We start from the raw sequence: 15,919 nt of genomic DNA on the forward strand, positions 1-15,919 counted from the left end.
TGTCACGGTTTTATGACGCGTCAGACGGCGCTGCGGCGAAATCCTACGATGAGTTGGCGCAGGCCCAAAGCCGCGCCCGCAAAGATTGCAGCGAGGGTCACCGGCCCGCTGAAGGCCAGCACCGAGATGGCCGAGATGCCTTGCCCGATGGTGCAGCCCATGGCGATCACCGCACCCGCCCCCATGAGCCCCGCGCCGAATATCTGGCGGCGGAGTTCGCGCGGGTCTTCGCAGGCTTCCCAGCGGAAATGCCCCTGCCAGAGCGACCCCAGAAAGGCTCCGATCCAGACCCCGGCGACCGAGCCGATGCCAAAGCTCAGCGGGCGGACCGACCCCTGCATCGCATAGAGCAGTGTCTCTCCCACGGGGGCGGCATAGCTATGCGACATTAGCGTCTGCGCGCCGAAACCGGTCTGCGCCAGCCATGCCGTGCCCGCCCAGCCCGAGGTTATGGCCAGCCCGGCCACGGCGCCCCAGACCACTTTGCGCAGATCACGCCGGAAGCTGCGGGCGCTGAGCATCAGCAGACAGACCGCAAGGCCCAGCAGAATGCCGATCAGCGCCACCGATCCGCCCGTCAGCGCGGCGACCGCATGGGCGATCCCATCGGGCAGGCCGGTGTTCATCTGGCGCGGAAAGAGCAGGGCGCGCGCCGGGGCAAGCGGGCCGGAGAGTACGGCGAAAGCCGCAAGCCCCATCACCAAGACGATCACGAAGGCGCGCAGATCACCCCCGCCCAACCGCGCCAAAGCGCCAAAGCCGCAGGTGCCCGCCAGCGCCATGCCATAGCCGAAGATCAGCCCGCCGAAGACCGCAGGCGCCCATGCGAAGGCAATCGTCAGATGAAAGGCGCGGTCGAGGTTGATCAGGCCCAGCCCCGAGAGGGTGAAACTGCCCAGCATTGCCATGCCGATGGCCAGTCCCCACATCCGCATCCGGTCGCCCGATCCGCCATAGAGCAGGTCTTCGATCGCGCCCAGGGTACAAAACCGCCCCAATCGTGCGGCGAGGCCCAGCAACACGCCGCCCAGCCCGCCCAGAAGGGCGGCGGTCAGCGGCTGGCCCCAAAGCTCAATCATCCTTGCAGAACAATTCGTAGACCAGTTCCAGCATCCTGCGCGGGCGGTCGTCGGCCAGCCGGTAATAGATCGTCTTGCCATCGCGGCGCGGCGTGACCAGACCTTCGAGCCTGAGCCGCGACAACTGCTGCGACACCGCCGCCTGCCGGGTGGACAAAAGCGCCTCCAACTCGCTCACCGATTTTTCGCCAGAGACGAGGTGGCACAGGATCATCAACCGCCCCTCATGGCTGATCGCCTTGAGGAAATTCGACGCGGTCACGGCATTTGTCAGCATCCGGTCCATGTCCTCTTGGGACATGTCGGGGGTCATCACGGGCAAGGTTGTCATTCGCTCGGATCCTCGAAATCGGTCGTGTCGTGCAAGAGCTTATCAAGCATGGGCCAGAAGAACTCCGCACCGGGGTAGCCTTCGAGGCGGCCCAATTCGACATCGTCTTCGACCAGCAAAAAGGTCGGGGTAAAGATCACCGCACGCTGCGGGGTGACGCTCTCTTCCACGGCAGAGATATCGACGCGGCGCAGCGGGGCGAATGCCCCTTCGGCGGTCTTGGGATAGGCGGGGGCGATCTCTTCGTCCCAACGCTGGCAATAGATGCAGCCGGGTTGTTCGACCATGACCAGTTCCACCGCCTGTAGGGGCTGGGCGGGCAGGGCGGTCAGCGCCGCGAGGCTCAAGGCGGTCAGGGTGCGGATCATCGGCTTGCCTGATTGACGTTTGGACGACACTCAACGTAATTTGAATATGTGAATTGTTCAAGCGCGGCGGACCAGCGCGGCGCGGGCGGGGGGTAACATGTTCGACATCACCTATGCAGGCGCGCTTTTCGCAGGGCTGCTCAGCTTCTTTACGCCCTGCATTCTGCCGATGGTGCCATTCTACCTCAGCTATATGGCGGGGCTCAGCGTGACCGAATTGCGCGGCGATGGTGCAATCGCACCGGGGGCGCAGCGGCGCTTGGTGCTGTCTTCGCTGCTCTTCGCGCTTGGGGTCACGACGATCTTCGTTCTGCTCGGCATGGGTGCCACGGCCATCGGGCAGGTGTTCACCCAGTACCTCGAACCGCTGAGCTGGGTGGCGGCGGCGATCCTGATGGTTTTCGGTCTGCACTTCCTTGGCGTGATCAAAGTGCCGCTGCTCTACCGCGAGGCGCGGCTGGAGGGGGGCGGCAAGCCCACTTCGGTCTGGGGCGCCTATGTCATGGGGCTTGCCTTCGGCTTTGGCTGGACCCCCTGCGTCGGCCCCGCGCTGGCGGCGATCTTGATGATTGCCTCAGGCATGGGCGATGTCGCGCGGGGTGGTTTGTTGCTGGCCGCCTATGGCGCGGGGATGACCGCGCCCTTCGTGGTGGCGGCGCTTTTCGCCAAACCGTTTCTCAATTGGGCCGCGCGGCATATGGCGCTGGTGCAAAAGGTGGAAAAGGCGATGGGGGTGATGCTGATCCTCTTTGCCGTGCTGATCGTGACCGGCGGGGTGCAACTGATCGCGGATGCGATGATCCGTTGGTTCCCCAGCTTCACGACGCTAGGATAGACGCACAATCAGGAGGAGGACGCCAAGATGATTGGATCGAGGATAGGGGCCGCGGTGGCGGCGGCGATGCTGACTTGGCCTTTGGCCGCGGCGGAACTGGGCGACGACGGGCTGCACAAGGCGCCTTGGATGCGCGACACCTTCAAAGACCTGCGCGAGGATCTGGAGGAGGCTCGGGGCGAGGACAAACGTCTGATGCTGATGTTCGAGCAACGCGGCTGCATCTATTGCACCAAGATGCACGAAGAGGTTTTTCCCACCCCCGAAATCGCCAATTACATCAATGAGAATTACTTCGTCGTGCAGCTGAACCTGCACGGCGATATCGAAGTGACCGATTTCGACGGGGAGACGCTTTCGGAAAAGCAGATGGCGCGGAAATGGGGGATTCTCTTTACCCCAACGCTGATGTTCCTGCCCCATGAGGTGCCCGAAGAGGCGACCGCGCCGCAGGCGGCGGTGGCGGTGATGCCGGGGGCCTTTGGCAAGGGAACCACGCTTGATATGCTCACATGGGTCAACGAGGAACGCTACGCGCTCGAAGGGGGTGAGGATTTCCAACGCTACCACGCGCGGATGATCCAAGAGCGCAACAATGGCAGCACGGATTGACCGGGGGAAAGCGGCGCCGCACGGGGAAAGCTATTCAAAAGTTTGAATTTGTTGTTGCGCCGCGCCGCATCCCTGTCTTAGGGTCAGGTAAACCGGATCACACATGACCGTGATCGGCACTGGGAGGAAGTTTTCGATGATGAGATGGATCGCCGCCGCAATTGTGTCGGGCGCGCCCGTTCTGGCCGCCGCTGAAACCGTGGCACCTGCCGACGTGACCTATGATGACTATGGTTCGGTTGAACAATCCCTGACAGGGACACCCGGCGATGCCGCCAGGGGGGCGGCCATCGTCGGCAGTAAGAAGGCGGGCAACTGCGTGGCCTGCCACCAGATCAGCGCGCTTAGCGAGGTTCCCTTTCAGGGCGAAATCGGTCCGATGCTCGACGGGGCGGGCGACCGCTGGAACGAGGCGGAGTTGCGCGGCATCGTGGCCAATAGCAAGATGACCTTCGAAGGCTCCATGATGCCTTCCTATTACAAGACCAGCGGCTATATCCGCCCCGGCGACGGGTTCACCGGCAAAGCGGGGACAGAACCTTTGCCACCGCTGCTCGACGCGCAGCAAATCGAGGATGTCGTGGCCTTTTTGGCGACGCTCAAGGACGAGTAACGCGGCCCCGCCACCCTGCGAGAGCAGGCGGCGGCGGTGGACCGGTGCAAGAGATCGCGAGCCTAAGCCTCGTGGAACGGAATGACGGCGCCGCGCGCCGCAGACGAACAAGGAGATGCGAGATGAACTTCTCAAGACGTGAAACTCTGGGCCTCGGCCTTGGCGCCATGGCGCTGACCATCCTGCCGGTGGGGGCTTCGGCCGCCACGGTGGACGAACTGATCGCGGAATTCACCGGCGGGGCCGACATGGCCGAGACCGGCGTGACCCTGACCGCGCCCGAGATCGCCGAGAACGGCAACACCGTGCCGATCTCCGTCGAGGCGCCCGGCGCCTCGGCGATCATGGTGCTGGCCGCGGGCAACCCGACGCCGCCCGTGGGCACCTTTAACTTCGGCCCGCTGGCAGGCTCGCGCAGCGCCTCCACCCGCATCCGGTTGGCGCAGACCCAAGATGTCATCGCCATCGCCAAGCTGGAAGACGGCACCTTTGCCCGAACCAGTGCCGAGATCAAAGTCACAATCGGTGGCTGCGGCGGCTAAGCCCGCGCGCCCCATATTCAGGAGTCAAGAAAATGGCAGAAGGTGTAACACCCCGCGTCAAAGTGCCGAAATCGGCAGAGGCCGGTGAGGTGATCACGATCAAGACGCTGATCAGCCACCCGATGGAATCGGGCCAGCGCAAGGACAGCGACGGCAACCCGATCCCGCGCTCGATCATCAACCGCTTCACCGCCGAGTTCAACGGCGAGAGCGTGATCGACGTTAAGATGGAACCGGCGATGTCGACCAACCCCTATTTCGAATTTGACGCCACCGTGCCGGAAGCGGGTGAGTTCAAATTCACGTGGTACGACGACGACGGCTCGGTCTACGAAGAAGTCAAATCCATCACTGTCGGCTGACCTTTCGGGTCAGCCAGACGGCGCATGGAACAGGGAGGAAAGACATGAAATTCAAGGCAATGACCGCGGTCGCGGCGCTTTTGGTGGCCGCCCCCACGCTGGGGGCCGCCGATGAGGAGGCCGAGCTTGTCGTCAACGGCGAGATCGAGATGGTGACCAAGACCGAACCGCCTGCGCATCTCGACGGCGCCTTGCCCGAGATCATGTCTGGCTGGCGCTTCCGCTCGGACGAGACGCAGCAGCTTCAAATGGACGACTTCGACAACTCCGGCATGATCTTCGTCGATCAGGCGCAGGCGGCGTGGGACACGGCAGAGGGCAGTGAGGGCAAGTCCTGTGCGTCGTGTCATAACGAGGTGGAGACCTCTATGAAGGGTGTCCGCGCGGTCTATCCGAAGTGGAACGAGGACGCGGGCGAAGTGCGCACGCTGGCGCAGCAGATCAACGACTGCCGCGAGAACCAGATGGGCGCGGAACCCTACAAATACACCGGCAGCCAGATGACCGCGATGGAGGCGCTGATCTCGGTCCAGTCGCGCGGCATGCCGGTCAACGTGGCGATCGACGGCCCGGCCCAGAGCACATGGGAGCAGGGCAAAGAGATGTATTACACCCGCTACGGCCAGCTTGAGCTGAGCTGCGCCAATTGCCACGAGGACAACTACGGCAACATGATCCGGGCCGACCACCTGAGCCAGGGCCAGATCAACGGCTTCCCGGTCTACCGTCTGAAAAATACCAAGCTCAACAGCGCCCATGCGCGTTTCAAGGGCTGCGTGCGCGACACGCGGGCCGAGACTTTCAGCCCCGGCAGCCCCGAGTTCGTGGCGCTGGAACTTTACGTGGCCAGCCGCGGCAACGGCCTCTCGGTCGAAGCGCCTTCGGTGCGTAACTGAATTAGAACCCGGGCGTCTTGCCTGACCTGATCCCGCCCCCCGCAAGGGGGCGGGGCCTTTCCCTGTTTTCAAGTGCTGGAGCGTAACATGCTGTCTCGCCGTGATTTTCTGCAAATGTCCATGGCCGCGGCCTCCATCTACGGCGGCTCGGGCTTCGGCAGCTGGGCGCGGCTCGCGGCACAGGACAAGTTCGATCAGGACGCGCTACTGGAATTCGAGACCTTCGGCAATGTCACTCTGATGCATGTGACCGACATCCATGCCCAGCTGAAACCGATCTATTTCCGCGAGCCTGCCGTCAACATCGGCGTCGGCGAGAACCGCGGCAAGGTGCCTCATATCACTGGCGAGGATTTCCGCATCCGCTACGGGATCGGCGGCGGCACGCCGCTGGATTACGCGCTGACCTATGACGATTTTGTCGCCCATGCGCAGGCCTACGGCAAGGTCGGCGGGCTTGACCGCGTGGCCACCGTGCTGAACGCGATCCGCGCCGACCGTCCCGATGCGCTGCTCTTGGACGGCGGTGACACCTGGCACGGCTCGATGACCTGCCTGAAGACCCAAGGGCAGGACATGGTCAACGTGATGAACGCGCTGAAGCCCGACGCGATGACCTTCCACTGGGAGTTCACGCTCGGCTCCGAGCGGGTGCAGGAGATCGTCGAGGGTCTGCCCTTCGCCGCTCTTGGTCAGAACATCTTCGACCGTGAATGGGACGAGCCGGCGGAACTGTTCAAACCCTACGAGTTCTTCGAGCGCGGCGGCGTGAAGATCGCCGTGATCGGGCAGACCTTCCCCTATATGCCGATCGCCAACCCCGGCTGGATGTTCCCCGAATACTCCTTCGGCATCCGTGACGAGCATATGCAGCAGATGGTCGACGAGGTGCGCAGCAAGGGCGCGGAACTGGTCGTCTGCCTCAGCCACAACGGCTTTGACGTCGACAAGAAGATGGCGGGCATCGTCAAGGGAATCGACGTGATCCTCTCGGGCCACACCCATGACGCGCTGCCGGAGCCTGTGCTGGTGGGCGAGACGCATATCATCGCCTCCGGCTCGAACGGGAAATTCGTCTCCCGCGTCGATCTTGACGTGCGGGACGGCAAGATGATGGGGCTGCGGCACAAGCTCATTCCGATCTTCTCGGACCTGATCACGCCGGACGCAGAGGTGGCCAAGCTGATCGACGCGCAGCGCGCGCCCTTCCTTGAGGAACTCACCCATGTGGTGGGACAGTCGGATGCGCTGCTCTACCGCCGGGGCAACTTCAACGGCACATGGGACGACCTCATCTGCGACGCCCTGCTAAGCGAGCGCGACGCCGAGATCGCGCTCAGCCCCGGGGTGCGTTGGGGGCCGTCGATCCTGCCGGGGCAGGACATCACCCGCGAGGATATCTTCAACGTCACCTCGATGACCTACCCGAACGCCTACCGCACGGAAATGACGGGCGAATTCCTGAAAGTCGTGCTGGAGGACGTCGGCGACAACCTGTTCAACCCCGACCCCTATTACCAGCAGGGCGGCGACATGGTGCGCGTCGGCGGCATGGGCTTCAAGATGGACATCGCCAAGCCGCAGGGCGAGCGGATCAGCGAGATGACCTTGCTCAGCACCGGGGAGCCGATTGATCCGCAGCGCAGCTATGTCGTCGCCGGTTGGGCTTCGGTCAACGAGGGCACCGAAGGCCCGCCGATCTGGGACGTGGTGGAGAGCCATATCTCGAAACTGAACACCGTAGGCGAAGGCGCCCGGACCCCGGTGAAAATCGTTCTGCCAAAGTAAGAAAAATGAGAATAGGGGTTCTCACATAGATACAAATTCAATAAAATGAATTTGAATATGTGAGGGCCACGACATGACAGAAGAGAACCACAAGGGGCCATCGCGCCGTGCCTTTCTGACGGGGGCAGGGGCGGCGGCCGCGGGGACGCTGGCGGGGCAGGCCAGCGCTGCCCAGACCGATCCGGGCATTGCAATCCATTCATGGATGCAAGAGTTGGGCGACGGCGTCGACGTCGCGCCCTACGGGATGCCCTCGCCGCATGAGGCGGACGTGAAACGCCGCACGGTGGAATGGCTGACCGCCGACCCGGTAAGCTCGATCAACTTTACCCCGCTGCATGACCTCGACGGCACCATCACGCCCAACGGGCTGTGTTTTGAGCGGCACCATTCCGGCGTAGCCAAGGTCGATCCAGCCAAGCACCGTCTGATGATCAACGGGCTGGTCGACAAGCCGCTGGTGCTGACGATGGACGACCTGCACCGCTTCCCGCGCGAGAACCATGTCTATTTCCTCGAATGCGCGGCGAACTCCGGGATGGAATGGCGCGGCGCACAGCTCAACGGCTGCCAGTTCACCCACGGCATGATCCACAACGTCCAATACACCGGCGTGCCGCTGCGGCTGGTGCTGGAGGAGGCCGGTGTGAAGCCCGAGGGCAAGTGGCTTCTGGCCGAAGGCGCGGATGCCGCGGCGATGAGCCGCTCGATCCCAATGGAAAAGGCGCTCGACGATTGCCTCGTCGCCTTCAAGATGAACGGCGAGGCGCTGCGTCCCGAACAGGGCTACCCAGTGCGCCTCGTGGTGCCCGGGTGGGAGGGCAACATGTGGGTCAAATGGCTGCGCCGGCTCGAGGTTGGCGATCAGCCCTGGCATCACCGCGAGGAGACCAGCAAATACACCGACCTCATGGCCGACGGCGTGGCGCGGCGCTTCACCTGGGAGATGGACGCGAAATCGGTCATCACCAGCCCCAGCCCGCAGGCGCCGATCACCCATGGCCCGGGGCCAACCGTGCTGACCGGCCTCGCGTGGTCGGGCCGCGGTACGATCCCGCGCGTCGACGTGACGCTGGATGGCGGCATCACCTGGCATCAGGCACGGATGGACGGGCCGAGCACACCCAAGGCGCTGCACCGCTTCTATTTCGACTTCGAATGGGACGGCAAACCCCTGCTGCTGCAAAGCCGCGCGCATGACAGCACCGGCTACGTCCAGCCCACCAAACACGCGCTGCGCGCGGTCCGGGGCGAGAATTCGATCTATCACAACAACGGCATCCAGACCTGGGCGGTCGATGCAGACGGAAAGGCCGAAAATGTCGAGATTTCTTAAAGCTGCCCTCCTGACCACCGCGCTGGCAAGCCCGCTGGCCGCCGAGCCTTTGGGCCTAGGCCGCGCCGCCACGTCCGAGGAAGTGGCGCTGTGGGACATCGACGTGCGCCCCGATGGTCTGGGCTTACCCGAGGGCCGTGGCGACGTGATGACCGGGGATGAGATTTACACCGGGAAATGCGCCTCCTGCCACGGCGTCTTTGGCGAGGGCACGGGCCGCTGGCCGGTGCTGGCAGGCGGGCAGGGCAGCCTGACCAACGCCCGCCCCGTCAAAACGATCGGCAGCTATTGGCCATATCTCTCAACGGTTTACGATTATGTGAACCGGGCGATGCCCTTCGGCGATGCGCAGTCGCTGAGCGATGATGAGGTCTATGCGATCACCGCCTATCTGCTCTATCTCAATGACGAGGTGGAGGAGGATTTCGTGCTCTCGTCAGAGAACTTCGCCGAGCTGCGCCTGCCGAATGAGGCGGCCTTCAAACCCGATGACCGGGCGGAGGTCGAGCTTGCGTCCTTCAAGCAAGAGCCCTGTATGAGCGATTGCAAACCCTCGGTCGAGATCACCATGCGCGCCGCCGTGTTGGACGTGACGCCTGAAGAGACCGCCGCCAAGGCCGCCGCCGTGGAGGCTAAGGCCGAAGAGGTCGAAGCCGCGGCGGAGCCTGCGCCCGAGGAGACCCCCGCGCCGGTCGAAGTGGCCAAAGCCCCCGCCGCCGATCCAGCCCAGATCAAGGCCGGAGAGAAGGTGTTTCGCAAATGCAAGTCCTGCCACCAGATCGGCGCCAAGGCCAAGAACCGTGTCGGCCCTATGCTGAACGGCATCGTGGATGGCCCGGCGGGTGCGGTCGACGGTTTCCGCTACTCCAAAGCCATGCAGGCCGCAGCGGCAGAGGGGTTGGTCTGGTCTCACGATGAGTTGAGCGCCTTTCTGGCGGACCCTAAGGGCTTCATGAAAGGCACCAAAATGTCGTTCCGGGGGGTGCGCAAGCCCGAGGATATCGACGCATTGATCGCCTACCTGCGCGACGCGTCGGAGTGATCGGCGCGAATAGCGCAGACTGTGGTGCCTGCCCCCCTTGAACCCCCATACCGGGGGGACTAATCTCTGGGTAACAGTTTTGCGGGTATGGTCCCGCGAACAGGAACTGAGGCAGGCACGCATGAACGATCCGATCAACACCTATATGAACACGCTTGTCCCGATGGTGGTTGAACAAACCAGCCGGGGCGAGCGGTCCTACGATATCTTCTCGCGTCTGTTGAAAGAACGGATTATTTTCGTCAACGGGCCGATCCACAGCGGAATGAGCCATCTGGTCGTTGCTCAGCTGTTGCACCTTGAGGCCGAAAACCCCTCCAAGGAAATCAGCATGTACATCAACTCGCCCGGCGGCGAGGTGACGGCGGGCCTGTCGATCTACGACACGATGCAATACATCAAACCCAAGGTCTCGACCCTGATCTGCGGCATGGCGGCCTCCATGGGGTCGGTCATCGCGATCGGCGGCGAGAAGGGGATGCGTTTCGCACTGCCCAATGCCGAGGTGATGATCCACCAGCCCTCCGGCGGCTCGCAGGGCATGGCCGAAGATATCCTGATCTCGGCGCGCCACATCGAACGCACCCGTGAGCGGATGTACCAGCTCTACGTCAAACACTCCGGCCAGCCGCTGGAAACCGTTCAAAAAGCCCTCGACCGTGATTTGTGGATGACGCCCGAGGAAGCCAAGGAATGGGGCCATCTGGACGAGATCGTCGAAAGCCGTGGCAAGGCCGATGAGGCCGCTGCCGGTGGCAAGGACAAGAAAGACAAGTAATCGAAGGGGTCCGGCGCTGCATATTTTGCGATTGTAGCGCCGGGGTCACTGGCCTAAGCTTGAGGCCAAATCTCGCGGCCCCAAGACCGGGGCGGACATACACGACAGACCTGAAAGGTTTGAGATGGCGAATAATTCCGGCAACGACAGCAAAAATACGCTCTACTGTAGCTTCTGCGGCAAGAGCCAGCACGAGGTGCGCAAGCTGATTGCGGGGCCGACCGTGTTCATCTGCGACGAATGCGTCGAGCTGTGCATGGATATCATCCGAGAAGAGACCAAAGCCTCGGGCCTCAAGGCGACCGATGGCGTGCCCACGCCCCGCGACATCTGCGGCGTGTTGGACGACTATGTGATCGGTCAGGCGATGGCCAAGCGCGTGCTCTCGGTGGCGGTCCACAACCACTACAAGCGGTTGAACCACGCCCAGAAGGGCGGCGATATCGAACTGGCGAAATCCAACATCCTGCTGATCGGTCCCACCGGCTGCGGCAAGACGCTGCTGGCGCAGACGCTGGCGCGCATCCTTGATGTGCCCTTCACCATGGCCGACGCGACCACGCTTACTGAGGCCGGCTATGTTGGTGAGGACGTGGAGAACATCATCCTCAAGCTGTTGCAGGCGTCGGAATACAATGTCGAGCGGGCGCAGCGCGGCATCGTCTATATCGACGAGGTCGACAAGATCACCCGCAAGTCGGAAAACCCCTCGATCACCCGCGACGTGTCGGGCGAGGGCGTGCAGCAGGCGCTCTTGAAACTGATGGAAGGCACCGTGGCCTCTGTCCCGCCGCAGGGCGGGCGCAAGCATCCGCAGCAGGAGTTCCTGCAAGTGGACACCACGAACATCCTCTTCATCTGCGGCGGTGCGTTTGCCGGTCTCGACAAGATCATCGCGCAGCGCGGCAAGGGCTCTGCCATGGGCTTCGGCGCCGATGTGCGTGACAATGACGCCCGCGGCATTGGTGAGATTTTCACCGATCTCGAACCCGAAGATCTGCTGAAGTTCGGCCTGATCCCGGAATTCGTAGGCCGTCTGCCGGTTCTGGCGACGCTCGAAGATCTGGACGAGGACGCTTTGGTCACCATCCTGACCGAGCCGAAGAACGCTTTGGTCAAACAGTACCAGCGTCTGTTCGAATTGGAGGACACACAGCTGACCTTCACCGATGACGCGCTGCAAGCCATTGCCAAACGCGCGATCGAACGGAAGACCGGCGCCCGGGGTCTGCGCTCCATCCTCGAAGACATCCTGCTCGACACGATGTTCGAACTGCCGGGGCTGGAGACGGTGAGCGAAGTGGTCGTCAACGAAGAGGCCGTCACCTCCGAGGCCAAGCCGCTGATGATCCACGCCGACAGCGAAAGCAAAGAACCGGCCAGCGCGGGCTAAGCGCGCCAGGCGTAGTCATAGGGGCGGGCCATCTGGTCCGCCCTTTCGCGTTTCAGGGGAGGGTTTGATGCGGCGCATTTCATCGGGCGGCATCTATGAGGACAAGATCGGCTATAGCCGCGCAGTGGTGGCGGGGGACATGGTCCATGTCTCGGGCACCGTGGGTGAGGGGGCAGAGGTGACGGCGCAATGCGCGGCGGCACTGGCAACGATCGAGGCGGCCTTGGCCGAGGCAGGCAGTGATTTCGCCCATGTGGTGCGCGTCACCTATATGCTGCCCGACGCGGCGGAGTTCGAAGCTTGCTGGCCGCTTCTACGGGCGGCCTTCGGTGCGCATCCGCCCGCCGCGACGATGATCGAATGCGGGCTGATCGACCCGAAATACCGGATCGAGATTGAATGCACGGCCCTTCTGCGCGCGGCGGCAGAAGGTTAACTTACGGCGGTGAATCCTGCCGCGGGTCGAACCTCCTGCGCGGTGAGGCTGGACGCCAAAGCCTCCATGGTGCATATAACGGGCAACAGGAACGGAGACCTCGATGGGCATTCTCAATTCACTTCTGCGCGGTGTCACATGGTGGAACGGCCAGACGCTGAACACCCAGCTTTTCACTTGGCGCAAGGGCAGCAAGGTGGGCGAAGACGCGCAGGGCAACGTCTATTACCGCAACGCCGATGACAGCAAACGCTGGGTCATTTTCAACGGTGAGGCCGAGGCGAGCCGCGTGAGCCCCGATTGGCATGGCTGGCTACACCGCACATGGGATGAGCCGCCGACCGACAAGCCGCTGGCGCATAAGCCGTGGGAAAAGGCCCATGTGGAGAATCGCACCGGCACTGCCATGGCCTATGCGCCCGCCGGGTCGCTGCGCCGCGCCGAACCTGTCGAGCGTAAGGATTACGAGGCCTGGCAGCCTGAATGATCGGTTGGCCGCGCCTTTTGCGCGGTCCCAAGTCTCACGCAATCCGGGTGGTCCCATGAAAAAGCTTCTCTTGGCCGCGCTCGTGCTGGCCGCGCCGCTTCACGCTCAAGAGGGGGGGCAGGTCGCCAGTGCCTCGGGCGGCGTGTTGCGCGCCTTGGACAAGATTTCGGGCGATACGACCGATCTGGAGATCGCCAAGGGCGACCGGCTGAGCTTGGGCAATTTGCAGATCACCATGGTCGATTGCCGCTATCCGGCTGGGGATCCGGCGGCCAATGCCTATGCCGCGCTTGAGATCACCGAAGAGGGCAGCGACAGCGCGTTGTTCTCTGGTTGGATGATCGCCTCCGCGCCCGCGCTGCACGCGCTTGAGCATTTTCGCTATGACATCTGGGTCATGCGCTGCAGCACGTCCTGAAAGCTGTCCAAACTGGGCGCGCTGAACCGCGCATTGCCCCGTTTCGCCACATCAAGCTGCGCGTGATAGTCCGCCCGTGAAATCTCCACCGCCCCGAGAGAGGCGAGGTGATCGGTCAGAAACTGCGTGTCGAAGAGGGTGAACCCCGCGCGGCGCAGCCGATCCACCAGCGCTGCCAGAGCCATTTTTGACGCATTGGTGCGGCGCGAGAACATGCTCTCGCCAAAAAACGCGCGGCCCAGTGTCACGCCATAGACGCCGCCCACCAGCGCATCACCGTCCCAAACCTCAAGCGAATGGGCATAGCCCCCGCGGTGCAACGCAGTGTAGAGCGCGGTGATCTCGGCATTGATCCATGTGTCTTCGCGGTCGGCACAACCGGCGACGACAGCTTGAAAATCATGGTTGATCGTATGGTGGAACGTGCTGCGCCGCATGGCGCGGGCCAGAGAGCGCGAGATGTGGAAACCGTTGAGCGGCATCACCCCACGGCGCCGCGGATCGACCCAGAAAATTTCCGGGTCGTCGCGGTGTTCCGCCATGGGGAAAATCCCGATGGAATAGCCGTGAAGCAGGATCTCGGGCGTCAGATCCGACATGTCATGTCAGCCGTCGCCGAGGTTGGTTTCCAGCCAATGCTCAAGCCAATGGATGTTGTAGCCACCCGACTGGATGTCTTCCTCGGCCAGCAGCGCGTGGAACAGCGGCATGGTGGTGTCGACACCATCCACAATCAACTCACCCAGAGCGCGCCCCAGTCGGGCCAGCGCCTCGGGCCGGTCGCGGCCGTGCACGATCAGCTTGCCGATCAGGCTGTCGTAGAAGGGCGGGATCGAATAGCCGTCGTAGAGCGCCGAATCCATCCGCACGCCAAGCCCGCCGGGGGCGTGGTACTGCGTGATCTTGCCCGGGCAGGGCGCGAAGTTCGGCAGACGTTCGGCGTTGATGCGCACCTCGATGGCATGGCCGTTGATGCTCAGATCGTCCTGGGTGAAGGACATCGGCAGCCCTTCGGCCACGCGGATCTGCTCGCGCACCAAATCAACGCCAAAAATCGCCTCGGTCACCGGATGTTCCACCTGCAGGCGGGTGTTCATCTCGATGAAGTAGAACTCGCCGTTCTCGTAGAGGAACTCGATCGTGCCGGCACCGATGTAGTTGATATTGGCCACGGCGTCGGCGCAGGTCTTGCCGATGCGGGCGCGTTCCTCGGCGGTGATCGAGGGGCCGGGTGCTTCCTCGAAAACCTTCTGGTGGCGGCGCTGCAACGAACAGTCCCGCTCGCCCAGATGCACGGCGTTGCCCTTACCGTCGCCAAAGACCTGAATCTCGATATGGCGCGGCGTGGTGAGATATTTCTCGATATAGACTTCGTCGTTGCCGAAGTTCGACTTGCCCTCGGCGCGGGCGGTCTGGAAGGCCTTTTCCATGTCCTTCGCGGTCTTGGCGACCTTCATGCCCTTGCCGCCGCCACCGGCGGTGGCCTTGATGATGACCGGATAGCCGATCTCCTCACCAATGCGCTTGGCCTCTTCCAGCGAGGTGACCCCGCCGTCGGAGCCGGGCACGCAAGGCACGCCGAGCTTCTTCATCGTGTCCTTGGCGGTGATCTTGTCACCCATGACGCGGATATGCTCGGCGGTGGGGCCGATGAAGGTAAGGCCGTGATCCTCGACCACCTGCACGAAGTTCGCGTTTTCCGACAGGAAGCCGTAGCCGGGATGGATCGCCTCGGCGCCGGTGATCTCGCAGGCCGCGATGATGGCGGGGATCGAGAGGTAGGATTGCGTCGAGGAGGGCGGGCCGATGCAGACGGATTCGTCGGCCATGCGCACGTGCATCGCGTCACTGTCGGCGGTGGAATGCACCGCGACGGTCTGGATGCCCATTTCGCGGGCCGCGCGGATCACGCGCAGCGCGATCTCTCCCCGGTTGGCGACTAGGATTTTGCTGAACATGTCCGGCCCTTATTCCAGGATGACTAGCGGCGCGCCGAATTCGACGGCATCGCCGTCACCGACGAGGATGCGTTTGACGGTGCCGGCGCGGGGGGCGGGAATATGGTTCATCGTTTTCATCGCTTCGACGATCAGAAGCGTGTCACCTTCGGAGACAGAGGCACCGACCGAGATGAAGGCGGGCGCGCCCGGCTCACCTTGCAGGTAGACGGTGCCGACCATGGGCGATGTGACCGCGCCGGGGTGATCCGCGGGATCGGCATCGGCGGCAGGGGTCGAAGCGGCGGGCGCGGCTGCGGCAGGCGCCGGTGCCGCGGCAGGCGCGGGGGCGGCTTGGTACTGCTGCTGGGGGGCGGCCATGATCTGCTGCGGGGGCTTGCGGCTGACGCGCACGTTCAGGCTGTCATCCTCGGCATAGTCGCGTTTCACCTGAAGCTCGGTCAGGTCGTTTTCGTTCAGCAGCTCGGCGAGGGCCTTGATGAAGGCCACGTCAGCGTCATGGGTTTTGTTTGTCATTGGATCCTCGAAGATTTCGGCAGGCCTGCGGCCCGTCGCTGCGCGATTGATTGGCACGCTTATAGGGCATGGGCAAAGCCATGAAAAGCCAACTGTTGTCTAGGGGGTAGGATCGGTTTTTTGTCGCCA

20 protein-coding genes are annotated in these 15,919 nt (G+C 63.2%); 14 read left to right on the forward strand and 6 right to left on the reverse strand.

All coding sequences use genetic code 11. The features are described from left to right. Positions 1 to 20: 20 nt before the first annotated feature. From ACGYK7_RS08035 to ACGYK7_RS08045, 3 genes are read right to left on the reverse strand one after another with little or no spacing between them, the layout of a single operon-like run. Positions 21 to 1,079, reverse strand: a complete 1,059-nt coding sequence (locus tag ACGYK7_RS08035; protein ID WP_394400776.1) for a YeeE/YedE family protein — start codon at positions 1,077 to 1,079, stop codon at positions 21 to 23. Next, the gene (locus tag ACGYK7_RS08040; RefSeq protein ID WP_394400779.1) at positions 1,072 to 1,410 is read right to left on the reverse strand and encodes an ArsR/SmtB family transcription factor; all 339 of its coding nucleotides are present in this window, start codon (positions 1,408 to 1,410) and stop codon (positions 1,072 to 1,074) included. The genes ACGYK7_RS08035 and ACGYK7_RS08040 overlap by 8 nt, the downstream gene beginning before the upstream one ends. Continuing rightward, positions 1,407 to 1,778 carry a hypothetical protein gene (locus ACGYK7_RS08045; RefSeq protein ID WP_394400782.1) on the reverse strand — a complete coding sequence of 124 codons (372 nt, stop codon included), beginning with the start codon at positions 1,776 to 1,778 and terminating at the stop codon, positions 1,407 to 1,409. The genes ACGYK7_RS08040 and ACGYK7_RS08045 overlap by 4 nt, the downstream gene beginning before the upstream one ends. Positions 1,779 to 1,875: 97 nt before the next feature. Here ACGYK7_RS08045 and ACGYK7_RS08050 point away from each other — a divergent pair, with 97 nt between their 5' ends. From ACGYK7_RS08050 to ACGYK7_RS08115, 14 genes are all read left to right on the forward strand, one after another. Continuing rightward, positions 1,876 to 2,613, forward strand: a complete 738-nt coding sequence (locus ACGYK7_RS08050; RefSeq protein ID WP_394400785.1) for a cytochrome c biogenesis CcdA family protein — start codon at positions 1,876 to 1,878, stop codon at positions 2,611 to 2,613. A 27-nt stretch (positions 2,614 to 2,640) separates the two neighbouring features. Continuing rightward, entirely contained in the window at positions 2,641 to 3,225 is a 585-nt protein-coding gene (locus tag ACGYK7_RS08055) for a thioredoxin family protein (protein ID WP_394400787.1), read from the forward strand. A gap of 136 nt (positions 3,226 to 3,361) precedes the next feature. Next, entirely contained in the window at positions 3,362 to 3,838 is a 477-nt protein-coding gene (gene soxX / locus ACGYK7_RS08060) for a sulfur oxidation c-type cytochrome SoxX (protein WP_394400789.1), read from the forward strand. A 122-nt stretch (positions 3,839 to 3,960) separates the two neighbouring features. Further along, the gene (gene soxY / locus ACGYK7_RS08065; protein WP_394400792.1) at positions 3,961 to 4,380 is read left to right on the forward strand and encodes a thiosulfate oxidation carrier protein SoxY; all 420 of its coding nucleotides are present in this window, start codon (positions 3,961 to 3,963) and stop codon (positions 4,378 to 4,380) included. A gap of 32 nt (positions 4,381 to 4,412) precedes the next feature. Next, positions 4,413 to 4,742, forward strand: coding sequence for a thiosulfate oxidation carrier complex protein SoxZ (gene soxZ, locus ACGYK7_RS08070; RefSeq protein ID WP_394400795.1), 330 nt, complete (start codon positions 4,413 to 4,415; stop codon positions 4,740 to 4,742). Between the two features lie 44 nt (positions 4,743 to 4,786). Further along, complete coding sequence (gene soxA / locus ACGYK7_RS08075) at positions 4,787 to 5,638, forward strand: sulfur oxidation c-type cytochrome SoxA (RefSeq protein WP_394400798.1); 852 nt, start codon at positions 4,787 to 4,789, stop codon at positions 5,636 to 5,638. Positions 5,639 to 5,725: 87 nt separating this feature from the next. After that, positions 5,726 to 7,426 carry a thiosulfohydrolase SoxB gene (gene soxB / locus ACGYK7_RS08080; protein WP_394400800.1) on the forward strand — a complete coding sequence of 567 codons (1,701 nt, stop codon included), beginning with the start codon at positions 5,726 to 5,728 and terminating at the stop codon, positions 7,424 to 7,426. Positions 7,427 to 7,499: 73 nt separating this feature from the next. Next, on the forward strand, positions 7,500 to 8,762 hold the full coding sequence (gene soxC, locus ACGYK7_RS08085) for a sulfite dehydrogenase (RefSeq protein WP_394400802.1): 1,263 nt from the start codon (positions 7,500 to 7,502) through the stop codon (positions 8,760 to 8,762). Further along, a complete protein-coding gene (locus ACGYK7_RS08090; RefSeq protein WP_394400805.1) occupies positions 8,746 to 9,804 on the forward strand; it encodes a c-type cytochrome in 1,059 nt (352 codons plus the stop codon). Before soxC ends, ACGYK7_RS08090 begins: the two co-directional genes overlap by 17 nt. A 121-nt stretch (positions 9,805 to 9,925) precedes the next feature. After that, complete coding sequence (locus ACGYK7_RS08095; protein WP_067267539.1) at positions 9,926 to 10,582, forward strand: ATP-dependent Clp protease proteolytic subunit; 657 nt, start codon at positions 9,926 to 9,928, stop codon at positions 10,580 to 10,582. Between the two features lie 124 nt (positions 10,583 to 10,706). Further along, the gene (clpX, locus tag ACGYK7_RS08100) at positions 10,707 to 11,975 is read left to right on the forward strand and encodes an ATP-dependent Clp protease ATP-binding subunit ClpX (protein WP_271689851.1); all 1,269 of its coding nucleotides are present in this window, start codon (positions 10,707 to 10,709) and stop codon (positions 11,973 to 11,975) included. A 67-nt stretch (positions 11,976 to 12,042) separates the two neighbouring features. Beyond that, the gene (locus ACGYK7_RS08105; RefSeq protein ID WP_394400808.1) at positions 12,043 to 12,411 is read left to right on the forward strand and encodes a Rid family hydrolase; all 369 of its coding nucleotides are present in this window, start codon (positions 12,043 to 12,045) and stop codon (positions 12,409 to 12,411) included. A 103-nt stretch (positions 12,412 to 12,514) separates the two neighbouring features. Beyond that, positions 12,515 to 12,898 (forward strand): NADH:ubiquinone oxidoreductase subunit NDUFA12, encoded by a 384-nt coding sequence (locus ACGYK7_RS08110; protein ID WP_394400811.1) that lies wholly within the window; start codon positions 12,515 to 12,517, stop codon positions 12,896 to 12,898. A 55-nt stretch (positions 12,899 to 12,953) separates the two neighbouring features. Beyond that, positions 12,954 to 13,316: a DUF2155 domain-containing protein gene (locus ACGYK7_RS08115; RefSeq protein ID WP_394400814.1), complete on the forward strand. Its 363-nt coding sequence runs from the start codon at positions 12,954 to 12,956 to the stop codon at positions 13,314 to 13,316. Here ACGYK7_RS08115 and aat read toward each other — a convergent pair. The 3 genes from aat to accB are packed head-to-tail and all read right to left on the reverse strand — an operon-like array spanning position 13,280 to position 15,790. Further along, entirely contained in the window at positions 13,280 to 13,915 is a 636-nt protein-coding gene (gene aat, locus ACGYK7_RS08120; RefSeq protein WP_394400816.1) for a leucyl/phenylalanyl-tRNA--protein transferase, read from the reverse strand. The genes ACGYK7_RS08115 and aat overlap by 37 nt on opposite strands. 6 nt (positions 13,916 to 13,921) lie before the next feature. Beyond that, positions 13,922 to 15,274: an acetyl-CoA carboxylase biotin carboxylase subunit gene (gene accC, locus ACGYK7_RS08125; protein ID WP_394400819.1), complete on the reverse strand. Its 1,353-nt coding sequence runs from the start codon at positions 15,272 to 15,274 to the stop codon at positions 13,922 to 13,924. A gap of 9 nt (positions 15,275 to 15,283) precedes the next feature. Further along, a complete protein-coding gene (gene accB / locus ACGYK7_RS08130; RefSeq protein ID WP_394400822.1) occupies positions 15,284 to 15,790 on the reverse strand; it encodes an acetyl-CoA carboxylase biotin carboxyl carrier protein in 507 nt (168 codons plus the stop codon). Between the last annotated feature and the right edge of the window lie 129 nt (positions 15,791 to 15,919).

This window comes from Sulfitobacter sp. 1A15299, from assembly GCF_043556915.1.
GTDB lineage: Bacteria > Pseudomonadota > Alphaproteobacteria > Rhodobacterales > Rhodobacteraceae > Sulfitobacter.